Here is a 17,506-nt window from a genome sequence, read left to right as displayed (position 1 = left end):
TTCGGGGCTATCATGGCACTCGGAACCAACTATTTCGGCCTTGTGACCGCCCTGGTCGCGGCAGCCATGCTGCCTGCGGTCCCCCGGGCGCACGCGCAGGTGATCACGAACACGGCTTCGGCACAGTGGACGCATGACGGCAACCCCGGTCAGGCGCTGTCGAACCGTGTCGATGTTAGGGTCACCGATCAGGCGAACGCCATCCTTGTCGCGCTGGCGACGATCAATTTCCTCGTCGACCCGTTCGGCATCGTGTTCGACAGCGGCGACGGCGCCCCCGTTCCCGGCAGCCGCGTGACCTTGGTTGATGCCGCCACCGGCCAGCCCGTCCAGGTTTTCGGCGACGATGGCGTCTCGGCCTATCCGTCGAGCGTCATCACGGGCCAGAGCGTCTCCGATGCAGCCGGTACGACCTATAATTTCCCGCCAGGCGACTATCGGTTCCCGTTCGTGGCGCCGGGCACCTATCGCTTGATCGTACAGCCCCCCGCCCCGTTCACCGCGCCGTCGGCATCAAATCCCGCCGATCTGGCGTCCTTCCGCCGCCCCGACGACGGGCTTCCATTCGAAATCAGCGGCGCGAGCTATGGCAATCCGTTCACGCTGAACAGCCCTGCCCCCGTACGCGTCGATATTCCGGTCGATCAGCCCGGTTTGCCGCTGATCCTGCGCAAAACGACATCAACGCAGGTCGCGGTGCCGGGCGACGTGATCCAGTACCGCATCGAGGTCGCCAACCGCGACGCGCGCCGCAACACCGGCGCAGTGACGGTCAGCGACGTGCTGCCCGCCGGGATGCGGCTGCGCGCCGATACGGTGCGGATCGATGGCGTGCGCGTGACCGCCAATATCGTCGCCAACGGCCGCGAATTTAGCGTGGTGGTGCCGAGCATCGCCGCATCGCGCACGGCGCTGCTGATCTATCTGGCCGAAGTCATCGTGTCGGCGCAGCCCGGCAATGCGCTCAACCGCGCCTCGGCCGTCGATAACCGCGGCTCGGCGAGCAATATTGCCGAAGCGACGATTTCGATCAAACGCGACCAGTTGGGCGACCGGATGACGATCATCGGCCGCATCAGCGACGGCGGCTGCACGGTTGATCCGCGCGAGGCCGAAGGCATCGCCGGCGTGCGCGTGATGCTGCAGGACGGCAGTTACACCGTCACCGATGAGGATGGCCGCTATCATTTCGAAGGCGTGCGCCCCGGCCTGCACGTTGTCCAGATCGATCCGTCGACGCTGCCGCTCGACCGCGAAGCGATCGATTGCGCCCGTTCGACGCAAAGCGCCGGCAGTGCCATCTCGCGTTTTGTAGAGGGTCGCGGCGGCGCGCTGAAACGTGCCGATTTCCGTGCAATCGCCAGCGCACCGCGCGCAGCGCCCAAAACTGCGCTAATTGTGGCGCCAACGGTGCTCAGCGACCCCGAAGCAGCGGGAGCCGGTCGCGACTGGCTGGCCGGACAGGCTCCGGGCATCGACTGGCTGTTCCCCGCCACCGATCACAACCCGCGCTCAAAAGCGATCCGGGCCGCGGTTAAGCACACGCCGGGCCAGACCGTCGCGCTGCGTGTTAACGGCAAAGCCGCCGACCCGCTGACCTTTGAAGGCACCAGCAAGTCGGCCGACGGCAGCGTAGCGGTCAGTCTGTGGCGCGGGCTGGAAATCCGCGAAGGCGAAAACCACCTGGCCGCCGAGGTGAAGGATCTTAACGGTGTTATCATCGCGGCATTGGAGCGCCAAGTCCACTACTCGATCACCCCGATGCGCGCGGCGCTGATCCGCGAACGGTCGGTATTGGTCGCCGACGGCGTCACCCGCCCGGTTATCGCGGTGCGCCTGACCGACCGCGACGGTAAGCCGGTCCGTTCTGGCCTGACCGGCGATTTCAGCGTCCCTGCCCCCTATTACCCCGCCGTCGAAGCCGACGCGCAGCAGGCGCGCCAGCTCGCCGGGCTCGAACGTGCGCAGCCGCTGTGGAAAATCGATGGCGACGACGGCATCGCCTATATCGAACTCGAACCGACCACCGCGTCGGGCACGCTGGCGATGGATTTCCTCTTCCGCGACGACAAAGTGACGCGCAAGCAGACGATCGAAACTTGGCTCGATCCGGGCGATCGCCCGTGGACGGTTGTCGGCTTTGCTGCCGGGACGATCGGCTACAACACGCTTGACGACCGAATGGAACCCGCGGCGGAAACGCTCGACGACCTCAACGCCGACGCGCGCCTTGCGCTCTATGCCAAGGGCCGGGTGCGCGGGAAATGGTTGATGACACTGGCTTATGACAGCGACAAGGACGAAGACGATGCGCGCTTTGGCGGCGTGATCGATCCGCGCGCCTATTATGCCATCTACGCCGATCGCAACGAAACGCGCTACGACGCAGCGTCGGTGCGCAAGCTCTACCTCCGCCTCGAACGCCCGCAATTCTATGCGATGTTCGGCGACATCGAGACGGGGATTTCGGAACCGCAGCTCGCCCGCTACCAGCGCGCGCTCAACGGCGGCAAAGCCGAGTATCGCGGGCGCAATTTCGCTGCGACCGCGTTCGTCGCCGACACCCCCTATCGCTTCCGTCGCGACGAGATCCAGGGCAACGGCCTCACCGGCCCGTACCAGCTCGGCGCCCGCGACATTTTGCCCAACAGCGAGCGCATCGTTATCGAAACGCGCGATCGCCTGCACAGCGAGCGCATAGTTAACAGCGTTAGCATGTCGCGCCACGTCGATTATGACATCGACTATCTGTCGGGCACGATCCGGTTCCGCAGCCCGGTGCTCAGCCGCTCGTCCGATCTCGATCCGCAGTTCATCGTCGCCGAATATGAGGTCGACGGGATTGGTCAGCGCGTGCTCAACGCCGGCGGCCGTGTCAGCTATCAGTCGAATGACGAGAAGCTGCGCGTCGGCGCAACCTTCATCCATGACGAAGACGGCAACGCCAAGACGAACCTGGGCGGCGTGGATGCGCGCTATCGTCCGAATATCGACACCGAAGTTCGCGCCGAACTGGCGATCAGCGACGGCAAAGCACAGAACGGCAATCCCGCCGCTGTCTCGGGAACCGCTAAGGCATGGCTGATCGAGGCCGAGCATCACAGCAGCAACGCCGATTTCCTTGCCTATGTTCGCGAACGCGAGAGCGGCTTTGGCGCAGGACAGCTCAATCGCGGCGAGGATGGCACGCGAAAATTCGGCGTCGACGCCCGCCTGCGCGCGACGCGCACGCTGTCGCTGACCGGCAGTGCGTGGCAGGAAGATTTCCTGAACGTCGGCGCGCGCCGCCGCGCCGCGCGTGCGCTCGCCGAATATGACAATGGCACCACCGTGTCGCGCGCCGGCCTGACTCACGCCGACGACCGGCTGTCGGATGGCACCCGCAACCGCTCGAACATCGTCCACTTCGGCGCCACGCAGCGCCTGTTTGAAAAGCGCATCGAACTCGACGCGCAGACCGAATTTGCGCTCGGCGGCAAGGATGCGAGTATCGACTTCCCGACCCGCCACCGCCTCGGCGCGCGATTTGCGATCAATCGCGACGTCAATCTGGTCGGCAGCTATGAAATCGCCGACGGCGACACGATCAAGGCACGCACCGCACGGCTGGGCTTCGACTTGACCCCTTGGTCGGGCGCCCGCCTACTCGCCACCGCGAACCAGCAGGAAATCGGCGAATATGGCCCGCGCAGCTTTGCCGCCTATGGCCTGTCACAATCGCTGAAACTCGGCGAGCGCTGGTCGGTCGATGTGGCGGTCGACGGCAATCGCACCCTTGGCGGTATCCGCGCGGGCGATGTTATCAATGTTAACCAGCCGGTCGCCTCGGGCGGCTTCCTGGGCGACAATGGCACGCTGACCGAGGATTTCCTCGCGATCAGCACGGGCGCCACCTATCGCGCCGATCGCTGGACGCTGACCGGGCGCGCCGAATATCGCGATGGCGAAATCGCCAATCGGTACGGCCTGACGCTCGGCGGCCTCCGTCAGCTCGGCGAAGGCCGCGCCCTCGGCGCGCTGTTTACCTACGCCAAAGCCAGCGGCAGCGGCACCACGCCGACGACCGAGGTCATCAACTTCGAGATGAGCTGGGCGCATCGCCCCGCGGACTCGAGCGTTTCTTGGCTCAACAAGAGCGAATTCCGGTCGGACAAGGTGCGCGATGCGGTCGCGGGACAGCCCGGACCGATCGGCGGCGGCGCGCTGACGATTGACGGCGACGCGACCAGCCGCCGCATGCTCAATAGTCTTTCGGTCAACTGGACCCCGCTTGGCGACCGCGAAAACCGCCGTGACGCGGCCCGCATGTGGTACGAACGCGGCGAATCCAGCCTTTTCTGGGGCACGCGCTACAATTTCGACAAGTTCGGCGCCGATGACGTCAAGGGCTGGTCGAACCTGATCGGCGCCGATTTCCGCTTCAACCTCGGCGAAAATGTCGATGTCGGTGCGTCGGGCACCGTCCGCGTCGGCACCGATGCCGATACGGTGAGCTGGGCGGGCGGGCCGACGGTGACGCTGGCGCCGATGAAGAACGCCAACATCACCTTCGGCTATAATTTCGCGGGTTTCCACGACCGTGATTTCGAAGATGCGCGTTATTCGCGATCGGGCGCCTATGTGGCGTTCAAACTCAAGTTCGACCAGACGAGTTTTGCGGGGCTGGGGTTGTAGGCCCAACGCCCAATTCCGTTCGTGTCGAGCGTAGTCGAGACACACTGAGCCCGCGCCTGCCTTAACATGTCTCGACTACGCTCGACACGAACGGCTGTTGGGTAGGCTTATCAGTCCGCGAACAGCAAAACCGGCGTTTCGACTAGCCTTTTTAGCGCCTGAACATAGCTTGCTGCATCCCAGCCATCGACCACGCGGTGGTCGCAGCTGATCGACAGGTTCATCAGCTTCGCGCGGCGAATATCGTCGCCATCGAACACCGGGCGCTCGACGATCTTGTTCGGGCCGATGATCGCGACCTCGGGCCGGTTGATCACCGGGGTCGTCGCGATGCCGCCGAGCGGGCCGAGCGAGGTGATCGTCAGCGTCGAGCCCGACAGTTCGTCAACCTTGGCCTTGCCGGTGCGCGCGGCCTCGGCCAAACGCCCAATTTCGCTCGCCAATTGCCAGACATTCTTGTCCTGCGCGTCGCGGATCACGGGGACCATCAGCCCGGCGTGGGTCTGCGTCGCCATGCCAAGATGCACCGCGCCATAGCGCGTCACCACCCCGGCATCGTCGTCGTAACGTGCATTGATCATTGGAAACTGCGGGATCGTCCGGCAGATCGCGACGATCAGAAAAGGTAACATCGTCAACTTAGGCCGCTGGCCGCGGTTGGCGTTCAGATCGGCGCGCATCTCTTCGAGCGCGGTCACATCCATTTCGTCGACATAGGTAAAGTGCGGGATCGCGCGCTTCGACGCCGCCATATTCTCAGCGATCTTGCGCCGCATGCCGATGACCTTGACCGGTTCGTCGGCGCGCGCGCGGCTCGCGCCGGGACTGTGATAGCCCTGCCCGCTGCTGTAGCGCAGGAAAGCGTCGAGATCGGCGTGGCGAATGCGATCGCCGTCGCTATGCACCTGGCCGAGGTCGACGCCCAGATCCTTGGCGCGGGCGCGGACGGCGGGGGATGCGAGTACCTTGGCGTCATGCCCGGTAACAACGGCTGGCGCCGCGGGCACTGGCGGCGTTTCGCTCGGCTTTGCTGCCGTCTCCGGCTCCGCTGCGCTCGATGTTAACTCTGTCACCTTCGGCTCGGACACCTGTTCCGCCCCGGGCGTTTCCGCTTCAATCTGCGCCTCGACGGCGGTATCTACCGGCGGCGCTTCGACATCGCCCTCGGCGTCGGTCTCGATCACCGCCAGCGTCGATCCGATCGGGATCAAATCGCCGACTTCGCCCGCCAGTTCGACGACAATTCCGGAAACCGGCGATTCCATCTCGACGGTCGCCTTGTCGGTCATCATGTCAGCCAACTGCGCGTCTTCCTCGACGCGTTCACCGATCTTGACGTGCCAGGCGACGATTTCGGCCTCGGCAATGCCTTCGCCGATGTCGGGCAGACGGAATGAATAGCGGGCCATGACGTCAGTCCTTCAAAATCTTGGTCAGCGCGGTCGCGATGCGGACCGGACCGGGGAAATAGGCCCATTCCAGGCTGTGCGGATAGGGCGTGTCGAAGCCGGTGACGCGCTCGACCGGCGCTTCGAGATGGTAAAAGCAGCGTTCCTGCACCAATGCGGCCAGTTCGGCGCCAAAACCCGAGGTGCGGGTAGCTTCGTGGATGACCAGACAGCGCCCGGTTTTCTTCACCGATGTTTCGATCGAGTCGATATCGAGTGGCAACAGCGTGCGCAGGTCGATAATCTCGGCGTCGATCCCTATTTCCTCGACGATCGTCTTGGTCACATGGACCATCGTGCCATAGGCCAGGATCGTGAGCGCCTCGCCTTCGCGCACAGTCGCCGCCTTGCCGAGCTCAATGCGGTAATAATCCTCGGGCACCGCGCTCGCGGCGTGTTTCGACCAGGGTTCGACCGGACGGTCGTAATAACCGCTAAACGGGCCGTTATAAATGCGCTTGGGTTCGAGGAAAACGACGGGGTCATTGTCCTCGATTGCCGCGATCAGCAGCCCCTTGGCGTCGTAAGGGTTTGAAGGAATGACGGTTTTTACGCCGCAGATATGCGTCATGATACTTTCGGGCGATTGGCTGTGCGTCTGACCGCCAAAAATCCCACCGCCAAACGGCGTCCGCACCGTCATCGGGCAGATGAAATCGGCCGCCGAGCGATAGCGCAACCGCGCTGCTTCGCTGACCAGTTGGTCGAGTCCCGGATAGATATAATCGGCGAACTGGATCTCGGGGACCGGGCGCAGGCCATAAGCGCCCATGCCAACGGCGACGCCGATGATCCCGCATTCATTGATCGGGGTGTCAAACACGCGCGTTTTGCCGTGCTTTTTCTGCAGGCCCGCGGTGGCGCGGAACACGCCGCCGAAAAAGCCGACATCTTCGCCCATCACGACGACATTGCTATCGCGTTCGAGCATGACGTCCATGGCGCTATTGATCGCCTCGATCATGTTCATCGTCTTGGTCGCGGTTTGGGTGTCAGTGCTCATCACTCGGGCTTCCAGTCGGGACCAAACTTCGCTTCCTGTTCGGCGAGCATCTGCGTGCATTGTTCCTGCAGGTGCCAGGGCATATCTTCGAACACATCCTGAAACATCGTTTCGAATGGCTGGTGCATGCCGTGCCCCAAAATACCGAGCTTTTCTGATTGCTTCTGAGTCGTTTTTACCAAGTCTTCGAGTTCAATCCGCTGCGCCTCATGCCGTTCGCCATCCCATTCGGCCAGCGTTTCGAGATGCCCGCGCAGCCGCGCAATCGGGTCGCCGAACGGCCAGATCGTCGGCTCCTCTGCGGGGCGATAGGCGGTCGGGTCGTCCGACGTGCTGTGTCCTTCGCTGCGATAAGTGAAATGCTCGATCAACGTAGGACCATTGTTGGTCCGCGCGCGGTCCGCCGCCCACTGCGTCGCGGCATAGACCGCCAGTGGATCATTGCCGTCGATGCGTAGCCCGGCGATCCCATAGCCCACCGCCCTTGCGGCAAAGGTCGTGCGTTCGCCGCCAGCAAAGCCCGAAAAGCTGGAGATCGCCCACTGGTTGTTGACGACGTTGAAGATGACTGGCGCATTGTACACGGTCGCAAAGGTCAGCGCCGAGTGAAAGTCGCCCTCTGCCGAAGATCCTTCGCCGCACCACACGGTTGCGATGCGGCTGTCGCCCTTTGAGGCCGACGCCATCGCCCAGCCCACCGCCTGCGGATATTGCGTGGCGAGGTTCCCCGAGACGCTGAAAAAGCCATGCTCGGGCGCCGAATACATGATCGGCAGCTGCCGACCCATCAGATGATCGCCGCGATTTGAATAAATCTGGTTCATCATCTGGATCAGCGGATAATCGCGCGCGATCAAAATGCCTTGCTGACGATAGCTCGGGAAACACATGTCGCCGCGGTCGAGCGCCATGGTCGAGGCGACCGACGTCGCCTCTTCGCCGGTGCATTTCATGTAAAAGCTGGTCTTCCCCTGACGCTGGGCCCGGAACATGCGGTCGTCGAAGGCGCGGACGAGCATCATGTAGCGCAGCATCGTGCGCAGCCGCTCGGGACTCAGCTTGGGATCCCACTGACCCTTGGCCTGCCCGTCGAAATCGAGCACGCGGACGAGACCATAGCAAAGGTCGCGCATCGCATCGGGCTTGGTCGCCTCGGATGGGCGCGGCGTCGCATCGACCGCAGGAACGGCAATATCGCCAAAGTCGGGCGTGTCGCCCGGGCGGTAGCGCGGTTCAGGGATATGAAGCGACAGCGGCGGCAGATTGCTCGCCGGGCGCCGATCCGTTTCGGACATATCGTCTTCCCATTGCGGCGCGAATCAGCGCCTAGTTATATTTCAGCGTGGCGACATATTATTTCGGTCGCCATACGAATGCAACGCTAGCAATTAGACCGCCACCGGCGCTGCGATATGTGCCTGCGGCGTATAAACTTCGACCACGAAGTCATCGAAATTATATCCGAAAATACTTTCCGGGCGTCGCAGGATGCGAAGCTTGGGCGCACCTTCGGGAACCCGTCCCATCTGCTGTTCGACGAGCTCGGCGTGGTTCAGATAAAGATGCACGTCGCCGCCCGTCCAGACCAGCTCGTGCGCATGGAGGCCGCACTGGTCGGCGACCATCCGCGTCAGCAGCGCCGCCTCGAATACATTGAAGGCAAAGCCAAGCCCCAGATCGCACGAGCGCTGAAACAACAGGCACGACAGCCCGCCATCGCTGCGCACATGGAACTGATAGGTCATATGGCATGGCGGCAGGGCCATGCGGTCGAGATCGGCGACATTCCAGCCGGTGAAGATATGCCGCCGTGATTCCGGATTGGTCTTCAATCCCTCAATTAGCGCCGCAATCTGGTTATGTCCCTGCTCGGCGCGGCGGAAAAGCCCCTCGCCCATCGGTTCATACCGCGGCCAGTTGACCCATTGATGGCCATAGACCGGACCAAGATCGCCCCATTGAGCCGCAAACGCGTCATCGGCAATAATCCGCGCCTCAAAATCCTCAGCACTGATCGCGTCGCCCGTCGCCTTGCGATATTTATCAAGCGGCCAGTCCGTCCAGATCTTCACGCCTTGTGATACCAGCGAGCGGATATTGGTATCGCCCGTCAGGAACCACAGCAGCTCGCGCAGCGCGGTCTTCCAATAGACGCGCTTGGTCGTCAGCAACGGGATCGCGTCGTCTTTCAGCGAAAATCGCATCGTTTCGCCGAACAGCGAGCGCGTCCCGACCCCGGTGCGGTCGACACGCTCGTCGCCTTCGACCCAGATGCGGCGCATCAGGTCGAGATATTGCAGTTCATAATGGATGGATTCAGGCAAGACTCACTCCCGGCTTTGTCGTTCTTTGCTAGGCCGCGTGCGCGATGCCGACAAGGGCGCAACGGGGGTGGCGCCAATAAGTCTCCATAGCGGCGCAGTCGTCGGTTGGCGGCCGCCGAACCCGGGCGCATGAGTGTCGCAATGACTCTGCTCGCTCCTATCGATCCAGCGGCCGATGCTAGGCCGGGTTCGGGCTATGTCCCATGTGAAGCCGAAGAGGATGTCGTGCGTCATCTGCTGCGCCCGCATTTTTCCGCCGACCGCGAAACGCTGCTCCTTGCCGGATTCGACCCGTTTGAACGGCTGGTGCGCCTCGAACGGGTTGGCGGTGAAGATGCCGGGCGCTACGTCATTCCGCCGCGCTGCTGGCGAAGCCTGATGCGCGGCGGCGTTGTACGGGTCATCATGGCGCACAATCACCCGTCGAATATCGCACAGCCGAGCGACGCCGACGTCGCGACGACCCGCGAAACCGTGCTTTTCTTGCGAACGCTGGGCATCGAACTGGTCGATCATCGGATTTTTGTGGCGAGCGGTCATTTCAGCTTTCGAAGTGCCGAAATGCTGTAGCTGCGGCAATCCCGTTGAATGTGCCGATTGGCGCTTGAAGTTCACCGATTGCGCGTCTAGAGGACCGCCCTGCCTTCGCGGCGACCCCGGTCGGCGCGCAGAACGGTCGGGGAGTAGCTCAGCCTGGTAGAGCACTGTCTTCGGGAGGCAGGGGCCGGAGGTTCGAATCCTCTCTCCCCGACCAATTTCCTGCATATTACAAATTCTGCTCCGTCGCTTCTTGTAAGTCGGCAAACAACATCCTAGATTTGTTTTACGCCGCCATGGTTTTCCCCCTTTCCATCGCGGTGAGTGCCCCGTCACCTTGACGCGGGCGCGTCCTCCCTGGACCCTGGCCACCTCGTACTTCGGTACGGGGTGGTTTTTTATTCGGCGGCCTGAACTATGATTTCAGGGGCTGGGCGCGCTCGGGCGGCCGCGCTGACGAGATCGGCAAACCACCGTGCCATGACGGCAATGCGATGAGAATCGGGCAGACGATCGGCGGTCAGATAAAGGCGCCGGTCAATCTCGATCTGCACAGCGTGAATCGCCTGCCCCGGATTGCCGTGGGTTCGAATGATATGGCCGCCGGCATAGGGCTGGTTGCGCGAGACCGGCTCGTTCAGGTTGTTCGCCGCAGCCAGCACGAGATCGACGAGCCACTCGCTCGATGTAACGCCGAAATGATCGCCGATGACGATACGCGCGCCATGACCCGGCTGCCCGATCGGGATTGACGGCATCGAATGGAGGTCGAGCAGGATCGCATAGCCGAACCGGTCGCGCGCCGCCGCTAGGGCGTCGGACAACACCGCATGATAGGGCCGATGAAAGGATTCGAGCCGCCATTGCAGCGCGGCTTGGTCGATCGGTCGTTTCCATAGCGGCCCGCAATCCGCCAGCCGCGTCGGGACCACACCCAGTCCGGCGCGCTCCTTGCGCCCCGGCGCCGAAAATTGCGCGCGCAGCGGCATGGCGACCTCGCCCGGTGCCATCTGTCCCTCAGCGCGATTGCAGTCCGCGACCGCGCGCGCCCACAGAGCCTGCACCACGGTGGCCCCGGCACCCACGGCGCTCGCCGCGATCAAATCGCACCAGCTGTCTTCGAGTCGTTCGAGATCGGCCTGCCCGACTCGGGCCGCCGCCAAAATTTCGGGCGGATACAGCCTTCCCGCGTGCGGCACCGATACGACCACCGGGCTGATCGCCTCAGGCCGGTTGACAGCGATGGCGGCGGGCGGGATGGTGCGGGATCGCATGGGTCATGGGTGGCAAAAAAACCGCGGTGAATCCAGCGCTGCCAAGTCAATTTGTTAAATCTCTGACGCTATGGCGGATTTCGCATTAAGCATGCCACCGACCGGAACGGCCGCGTCGAGGGATCAGGGGATTGATTTCAATATGATTCGCATTCTTCTGGCCGAAGACGATGACGTGATGCGCGAATATCTGGCGCGCGCGCTGACCAGCGCCGGTTACCATGTCACGGCGGTCGATCGCGGCACCGCAGCGGTGCCCTATATCGATTCGGGCACCTTCGACCTCCTGCTATCGGACATCGTCATGCCCGAAATGGACGGGATCGAACTGGCACAACATACCGCCAAGGTCGCGCCGCAGACGCAGGTGATGTTCATCACCGGTTTCGCCGCCGTGTCGCTGCGCGCCGAGGAAAATGTGCCGCAGGCAAAGCTGCTGTCGAAGCCGTTCCACCTGAAAGATCTGGTCCGCGAAGTCGACAATCTGTTCGGCCGCGCCGATCGGTCGAGCCAACAATAACGACGCTATCGGGCGCGAAGGGCTTGCCAAGCGTGGCCGGGGATATTAGGGGGCCGTCACCCCAAGGGATGGGCGTGTAGCTCAGTGGTAGAGCACTGTGTTGACATCGCAGGGGTCGCAAGTTCAATCCTTGCCACGCCCACCATTAAAAACGCCGCCACCCAGCTGGGTTGGCGGCGTTTTTACTTTCGGCTTGAGCTCAAGCCATCCCGCGCGCCAGATCGCCGCGTGAGGCGTCGCCGACCTGGCTGCCGCCGTCACAGTCGAGGATTGTGCCGGTGATGTAGCCTGCGGCAGGTGAGCAGAGGAACACTGCCGATTCGGCAACCTCCTCGATCTTGCCCCAGCGCTTCATCGCGATGCGGTCAAAATGCGACTGGCGGGTTTCGGCATCGGGGGCGAGCCGCTTCATCCCTTCGGTATCGGCGATCGGCCCCGGCGAAATGCCGTTCACCCGCACCTCCGGCCCCCATTCCAGCGCCAGCACGCGAATCAACTGGTTGATCCCCGCCTTCGCAGCGCAGGCGTGAACCTGCAACGCGGAGGCGTTGACCGCCTGCCCTGCGGTGATCGCGATCAGCGACGCGCCGGGGCGCTTGAGCAGATCGTGACAGCCGCGGAACACGTTGAAAGTGCCGTTAAGGTCGATATCGACGACGGTCCGGAATGCGTTCGCCGACATGCCGAGCGCGAGGGCGAGGAAATTGCCCGCTGCGCCCGAAATCACGATGTCCATCGGGCCGAGCTGATCGGCGACCTGCTCCATCGCGCCGCGAATCGCCGCATAATCGCGCACATCGGCAGACAAACCGATCGCCCCCGCGCCGATCTCAGCGGCCGCACGCGCTGCCTTATCGGGGTCACGCCCCGCCACTGCGACCTTGGCGCCCAGCTCTGCAAAGCGTTTGGCGATACCCAGATTGATGCCGCTGGTGCCGCCGGCGACGAAAGTCGTCTTACCAGCGAGCAGATTATCCCGAAATGTCGTCATCGTGCTTCTCTCCCTTGCTTCTCTTATCGGCGCCACCCGTATCCACCGCCATTGTGCATAATGCGGGGTTGACGGATTGCGATCAGTCGCCTTTTGAAACTGGAACAGACAGCAAGGACGAACCGATGGCAAGTGCCGGCCCCACCTCGAACAGCTTCATCTCGCAGCGGCTGAAGCTGCACTATGTCGATTGGGGAAATCGCGGCGCGCGGCCGCTGCTGCTCGTCCATGGCGGGCGCGATCATTGCCGCAACTGGGACTGGGTCGCCGAAAAGCTGCGCGACCGATATCACATCATTGCTCCCGATCTGCGCGGCCACGGCGACAGCGCTTGGTCGCCCGACGGCAATTACGCGATGGACGGCTTCGTGTACGACCTGGCACAGCTGGTCCACCAGCTCGATCTGGGACCGGTGAGCATCGTCGCGCATTCGATGGGCGGCAATATCGCGTTGCGCTACACCGGCCTCTATCCGGAGAACGTCCGCAAGCTCGTTGCGATCGAAGGACTTGGCCCCTCACCCAAGATCATCGCCGAGCGCGCGGCCAAACCTTATGCCGAACGCGTCCGTAAATGGATCGACGACAAGCGCCAAGCCGCCGGGCGCACGCCGCGGCGCTACGCCACCATTGACGACGCGCTCGCGCGCATGATGGGCGAGAACGGCTATCTGACCGAGGCGCAGGCGCGCCACCTGACGATCCACGGAATCAGCCGCAATGAGGATGGCAGCTGGAGCTGGAAGTTCGACAATTATCTCAACGTCTGGCCCGCCTTTGACATGCCGCAGGAGGACATTGCGGCGCTGTGGGGCGCGATCACCTGCCCCACTCTGCTACTCTATGGCGCGAACAGCTGGGCTTCGAACCCCGAACGCGACGGACGCCTCGCGTCTTTCAAGACCGCCAAGGTGATCGAGTTCGAAAACGCCGGCCACTGGCTGCACCACGACCAGTTCGACCGGTTCATGTCCACGCTAGACGATTTCCTCTAAGCCAGCCGCGGTAGGCGCGTGACGACGCGCATTATGGGGCGAGCGATGGCCTATACCGGGCAGATTTCCAAGCGGCAACGGATCGTGTCGGGCGGCGGCGCTGTGCTCGCAGTCGTTGCGGTCGGATTCGGCTTGGCCAGCGGCCTTGACCTCGACGTCGTTCGCAAGGTCAGCGAAGCCATCTCGTCCGTCGCCATTCCCGCGCCGCCGCCGCCTGAGCCACCACTACCGCAAGCCGTCGCTAGCGACGCCGCGAGCGGCAAGGCTTCAGCGGCGAACCAGCACGCGAAGGCAGCGCCGGTCGCCGCCCCCAAACACCAGCTGCCGCCGATCATTCCGCCGATCACCGCTGCGTCGCTGCCGGGTACGGGCAATGAGGTATCGGCGGGCGCCACGCCCAACCCGGGCGTCGGATCAGGCGCAGGCGGGCGCGGCGACGGTGCTGGCGCCGGTGGCTCGGGCAGCGGCACCGGCGGCGGTAGCAAGGCGGTATGGCAAAGCGGCACCATCCGCGACCGCGACTATCCCGCCGCCGCCAGTCGCGCCCGCGTCGGCGGCGAGGTCGAGGTCCGCTTCACGATCCAGCCGACGGGCCGCGTTACTGGATGCCGCGTGTCACGCTCCAGCGGCGATGCGGCACTTGATGCCACGACGTGCCGCCTGATCGAGGACCGCTTCCGTTTCAAACCCGCGACCAATGCCGCAGGCGATGCCATCACAAGCGCCTATGGCTGGCGGCAAAGCTGGTGGCTGGAACCGCGCCGCTAATTGCGCGAAGCCAGCATAGAGAAAGAAGTGGCGGAGACGGAGGGATTCGAACCCTCGGTGCCGCATTCACAGCACGACGGTTTAGCAAACCGTTGGTTTCAGCCACTCACCCACGTCTCCGCATGGTCTGTCGCGCTAACGACAGTTGGCCTAGGCGGGTCGCTATAGCCATGCACTTCGCGCCCCGCAACGCCTAAGATTTCGCTGGATTCGGCGACAACCCCGCATTTTGTCGTGCAATCGATTCGGTCTGGCGCAAAATCGACTCGGGTCATCGCCGGTTCATTGCCCGCCGCGCAAACCGAGTCATGATTAACGCCGGTTTCGGTGCGCACGCACCGTTCGAATTTTGGGGGTCAGACATGCGAAAAACGTTCACCAGCTTTGCCTTGGCGGCGGCAGCCGCTTTGGGCTTGGCGCTATCGCCGGTTCCTGCCGCAGCCCAGATGCGCGAATTCGATCCGAACACCGCGATCGATTCCGATCTCGACAACCCCACCCCGCCCCCGCCGGTGTCGAGCGATGCCACCGACGAGGTCATCAATTACGACAGCGACCTGGCCACCGGTGACCAGCAGACGAGCGCGGCTCCCGCCGACGGCACCGCGACCCCCAGCGATATGACAACGACCACTGTCATTACCGAGGATACCGCCACTTATAAGCAGGACGACCTGATCGGCGCTGCCGAGGGCGTGTTCGGCAAGGGTGCGCAGGGACTGGCCGGGCTGATCGAGGACATCCTCAAGAAACAGGGCGAGCCCAACGCCTATATCGTCGGCCGCGAAGCCGGCGGCGCGCTGGTACTTGGCGTGCGTTATGGTTCGGGCACACTGCATCACAAGATCGAGGGCGAGTTACCCGCATATTGGACCGGCCCGTCGATCGGTTTCGACGCGGGCGCGAACGCCGGCAACACCTTCGTTCTCGTCTATAATCTGTTCGACAGCGAAGAGCTCTACAAGCGCTATCCGGCAGGCGAAGGCGCCGCCTACCTGCTCGGCGGCTTCAACGCGAGCTACCTGCGCCGCGGCGACGTCGTCCTGATCCCGATCCGCGTCGGCGTCGGCGCGCGACTGGGTGCGAACGTCGGCTATATGAAGTTCCGCAAGAAGCAGAATTGGGTGCCGTTCTGACGGCCCGGCAATTTTGACCGAAACAATGGCCCGCGCTCCGGCGCGGGCCTTTTTTGTTGCGCTATCGACCAAAACCAGTCGTCGCCCCCGCGAAGGCGTTAGGCGATTCACACATTTCCTAGTCTCCATCTGAGCGCGATGGAACGGAAGTGTTGGAGGCCATGGCGGAAAGTGATGGGGCCTGGAGGTTTTGATTTGGGATATCCATCCCATCCGCCGAGTTTTGCGATGATCCATGCGGCCCATGCTAGGGATCGAGGGGGGTGGGGATTTTTCTGGAGGGCGGTTTAGCCTTCGAGTTCTGGCAAAAGCGCTCGTAACCCGCGCGAAACGCGTTTCCAGATCGGCGGTGCGGGCTGGGCGGCCGGGTCGCGCGCGAAGCTCGATCGAAGCTGTGCCCGCCAGCTGCAGCGGCGCTGCCGAAAGCTTGCCGCCACCTTCCTCGATCGGCCGATCGTGCATGGCGCGGGTTAGAATATGGAAGTCAGGCTCCGGAACATACGCCCATTTCTCGTAAAGATCGCTCTCACGATCGCTGACCTCCGTCACCATTGACGCCTGACGCAGGACGGACTTCGCCGCCTGCGCGGTGGTCAGCCACCGCCCCGATTCCTTCTCCGACAGGGGACGGAGCTTGTGAGGGCGCATGGCCGATTCGCTACGCGTCCAGATCCGTCCCCATGCCAGGCCCAGGATCCCGCCCGTTTCGGCATCCAGACCCAACATCGCGTGAAGCAACACACCGCGCCCCGTGCCTTTGCCGATCGCCCCAAGACCGCGATCTCGCCCTTTCGTCGTGGTGAAATTGATCTCGCTGGTGTCCTGGATCGCCAAAACGTGCAGACCCTGGCAAGAAGCCGCAAGCTCTTCTCCCCAGCCATCGATAACGGCTTCCGCCGTCACCCGTCGGTTCGCGAGAAAACACGAAAATCCCACAATGCCACTGCGGCTGCCGCCTGCCAGCCGTCGAAGGCAGATGCTCTCATGCGCGACCATTCGGTCGAGCAGAAGACCCCCCTTTTTGACAGCCGCTCGTCTCCAAAATCGCCCGCAAGCACCGATGATGTCGTCATTCTGTCCGCTCTCTACCAAGGAAAGCTTCATCGAATCAGGCCATCACTTCAATGTCAACAATCACAAACCAAATGTGTGCATCCCTTAGCGCGAAGGCGGGGCCGTTGTCGGTTTGCGCGGCGACGCAGGAGAAGGCCGATGGCGACCCCCGCCTTCGCGGGGGCGACGATTGTCCGCTGCCCAGCCTGAAGCAGCCTAATCCCCGTCGAAGGCGATCAGCGTCTCGCAATGCAGCCCAACCGCCGACAAGCGTTCCGAACCGCCCAAATCGGGTAGGTCGATGACGAACAGCGCCGCCGCCACCTCAGCCCCGACGTTGCGCATTAATTCTGCGGTCGCGAGGATTGTGCCGCCGGTCGCGAGCAAATCGTCGACCAGCACGACGCGATGCCCCGGCAGCACCGCGCCTTCGTGCAGTTCCAGCCGGTCGACGCCATATTCGAGTTGATAATCGACCCCGATCGTCACGCCGGGCAGCTTTCCCGCCTTGCGCACTGGGACAAGCCCCAGCCCCATCGCCGTCGCCATCGCCGCGCCAAACAGGAAGCCGCGCGCTTCGACCGCGACAATGAAGTCGGGGCGGTGGGCCGAGGCCAATGCGCTCAAACGGCGCACGCATTCGGCAAACCCGGCGGCGTCGCCGATCAGCGTCGTGATGTCACGAAACTGGATGCCCCGCTTGGGAAAGTCGGGAATGGTGCGGACCAGCGACGCCAGGTCGAGGTCGGGTTGGGGCGGCAGGGCGATCATGTGGTTACAATC

The 17,506-nt window shown here is 63.3% G+C and carries 13 protein-coding genes and 3 tRNA genes; 8 read left to right on the top strand and 8 right to left on the bottom strand.

What is annotated here, in order from left to right; genetic code table 11:
* Window positions 1-12: 12 nt before the first annotated feature.
* Window positions 13-4,674 (top strand): DUF11 domain-containing protein, encoded by a 4,662-nt coding sequence (locus CDQ92_RS12490; RefSeq protein WP_088441737.1) that lies wholly within the window; start codon window positions 13-15, stop codon window positions 4,672-4,674.
* Window positions 4,675-4,784: 110 nt separating this feature from the next.
* Here CDQ92_RS12490 and CDQ92_RS12485 read toward each other — a convergent pair whose 3' ends face one another.
* The 4 genes from CDQ92_RS12485 to thyA form a co-directional block, all read right to left on the bottom strand.
* Complete coding sequence (locus tag CDQ92_RS12485) at window positions 4,785-6,083, bottom strand: dihydrolipoamide acetyltransferase family protein (protein ID WP_088441736.1); 1,299 nt, start codon at window positions 6,081-6,083, stop codon at window positions 4,785-4,787.
* A 4-nt stretch (window positions 6,084-6,087) separates the two neighbouring features.
* Window positions 6,088-7,125: an alpha-ketoacid dehydrogenase subunit beta gene (locus CDQ92_RS12480; protein ID WP_373289590.1), complete on the bottom strand. Its 1,038-nt coding sequence runs from the start codon at window positions 7,123-7,125 to the stop codon at window positions 6,088-6,090.
* Window positions 7,125-8,420: a 3-methyl-2-oxobutanoate dehydrogenase (2-methylpropanoyl-transferring) subunit alpha gene (locus CDQ92_RS12475; RefSeq protein WP_088441735.1), complete on the bottom strand. Its 1,296-nt coding sequence runs from the start codon at window positions 8,418-8,420 to the stop codon at window positions 7,125-7,127. Before CDQ92_RS12475 ends, CDQ92_RS12480 begins: the two co-directional genes overlap by 1 nt.
* Window positions 8,421-8,513: 93 nt before the next feature.
* Window positions 8,514-9,449, bottom strand: coding sequence for a thymidylate synthase (gene thyA / locus CDQ92_RS12470; protein ID WP_268239135.1), 936 nt, complete (start codon window positions 9,447-9,449; stop codon window positions 8,514-8,516).
* Between the two features lie 141 nt (window positions 9,450-9,590).
* Between thyA and CDQ92_RS12465 the strand changes: the two genes are divergently transcribed.
* A complete protein-coding gene (locus tag CDQ92_RS12465) occupies window positions 9,591-10,019 on the top strand; it encodes a JAB domain-containing protein (RefSeq protein WP_201792061.1) in 429 nt (142 codons plus the stop codon).
* Window positions 10,020-10,126: 107 nt separating this feature from the next.
* Window positions 10,127-10,203: transfer RNA gene (locus CDQ92_RS12460), tRNA-Pro, on the top strand.
* Between the two features lie 181 nt (window positions 10,204-10,384).
* On the opposite strand, the gene CDQ92_RS12455 is transcribed toward CDQ92_RS12460, so the two are convergent.
* Window positions 10,385-11,260, bottom strand: a complete 876-nt coding sequence (locus tag CDQ92_RS12455) for an N-formylglutamate amidohydrolase (protein WP_088441734.1) — start codon at window positions 11,258-11,260, stop codon at window positions 10,385-10,387.
* A 142-nt stretch (window positions 11,261-11,402) separates the two neighbouring features.
* Here CDQ92_RS12455 and cpdR point away from each other — a divergent pair, with 142 nt between their 5' ends.
* Window positions 11,403-11,780, top strand: a complete 378-nt coding sequence (cpdR, locus tag CDQ92_RS12450; RefSeq protein ID WP_088442230.1) for a cell cycle two-component system response regulator CpdR — start codon at window positions 11,403-11,405, stop codon at window positions 11,778-11,780.
* A 70-nt stretch (window positions 11,781-11,850) separates the two neighbouring features.
* Window positions 11,851-11,925 (top strand) — tRNA-Val (locus CDQ92_RS12445).
* A 54-nt stretch (window positions 11,926-11,979) separates the two neighbouring features.
* On the opposite strand, the gene CDQ92_RS12440 is transcribed toward CDQ92_RS12445, so the two are convergent.
* On the bottom strand, window positions 11,980-12,771 hold the full coding sequence (locus tag CDQ92_RS12440; RefSeq protein ID WP_088441733.1) for an SDR family oxidoreductase: 792 nt from the start codon (window positions 12,769-12,771) through the stop codon (window positions 11,980-11,982).
* A 125-nt stretch (window positions 12,772-12,896) separates the two neighbouring features.
* Between CDQ92_RS12440 and CDQ92_RS12435 the strand changes: the two genes are divergently transcribed.
* Window positions 12,897-13,766 carry an alpha/beta fold hydrolase gene (locus tag CDQ92_RS12435; RefSeq protein WP_088442229.1) on the top strand — a complete coding sequence of 290 codons (870 nt, stop codon included), beginning with the start codon at window positions 12,897-12,899 and terminating at the stop codon, window positions 13,764-13,766.
* Window positions 13,767-13,784: 18 nt separating this feature from the next.
* On the top strand, window positions 13,785-14,534 hold the full coding sequence (locus CDQ92_RS12430; RefSeq protein WP_229667082.1) for an energy transducer TonB: 750 nt from the start codon (window positions 13,785-13,787) through the stop codon (window positions 14,532-14,534).
* A gap of 28 nt (window positions 14,535-14,562) precedes the next feature.
* On the opposite strand, the gene CDQ92_RS12425 is transcribed toward CDQ92_RS12430, so the two are convergent.
* A tRNA-Ser gene (locus CDQ92_RS12425) sits at window positions 14,563-14,654 on the bottom strand.
* Window positions 14,655-14,896: 242 nt separating this feature from the next.
* Here CDQ92_RS12425 and CDQ92_RS12420 point away from each other — a divergent pair.
* Window positions 14,897-15,670 carry a DUF1134 domain-containing protein gene (locus CDQ92_RS12420; RefSeq protein ID WP_088441731.1) on the top strand — a complete coding sequence of 258 codons (774 nt, stop codon included), beginning with the start codon at window positions 14,897-14,899 and terminating at the stop codon, window positions 15,668-15,670.
* Window positions 15,671-16,939: 1,269 nt separating this feature from the next.
* Here CDQ92_RS12420 and CDQ92_RS12410 read toward each other — a convergent pair.
* A complete protein-coding gene (locus tag CDQ92_RS12410; protein WP_088441730.1) occupies window positions 16,940-17,494 on the bottom strand; it encodes an adenine phosphoribosyltransferase in 555 nt (184 codons plus the stop codon).
* Window positions 17,495-17,506: the final 12 nt, after the last annotated feature.

The sequence above is a fragment of the Sphingopyxis bauzanensis genome, from assembly GCF_002205675.1.
Taxonomy (GTDB): domain Bacteria; phylum Pseudomonadota; class Alphaproteobacteria; order Sphingomonadales; family Sphingomonadaceae; genus Sphingopyxis; species Sphingopyxis bauzanensis.
Note: the sequence above shows the minus strand (reverse complement) of the source record. Positions and strands in the feature narration are given on the sequence as shown.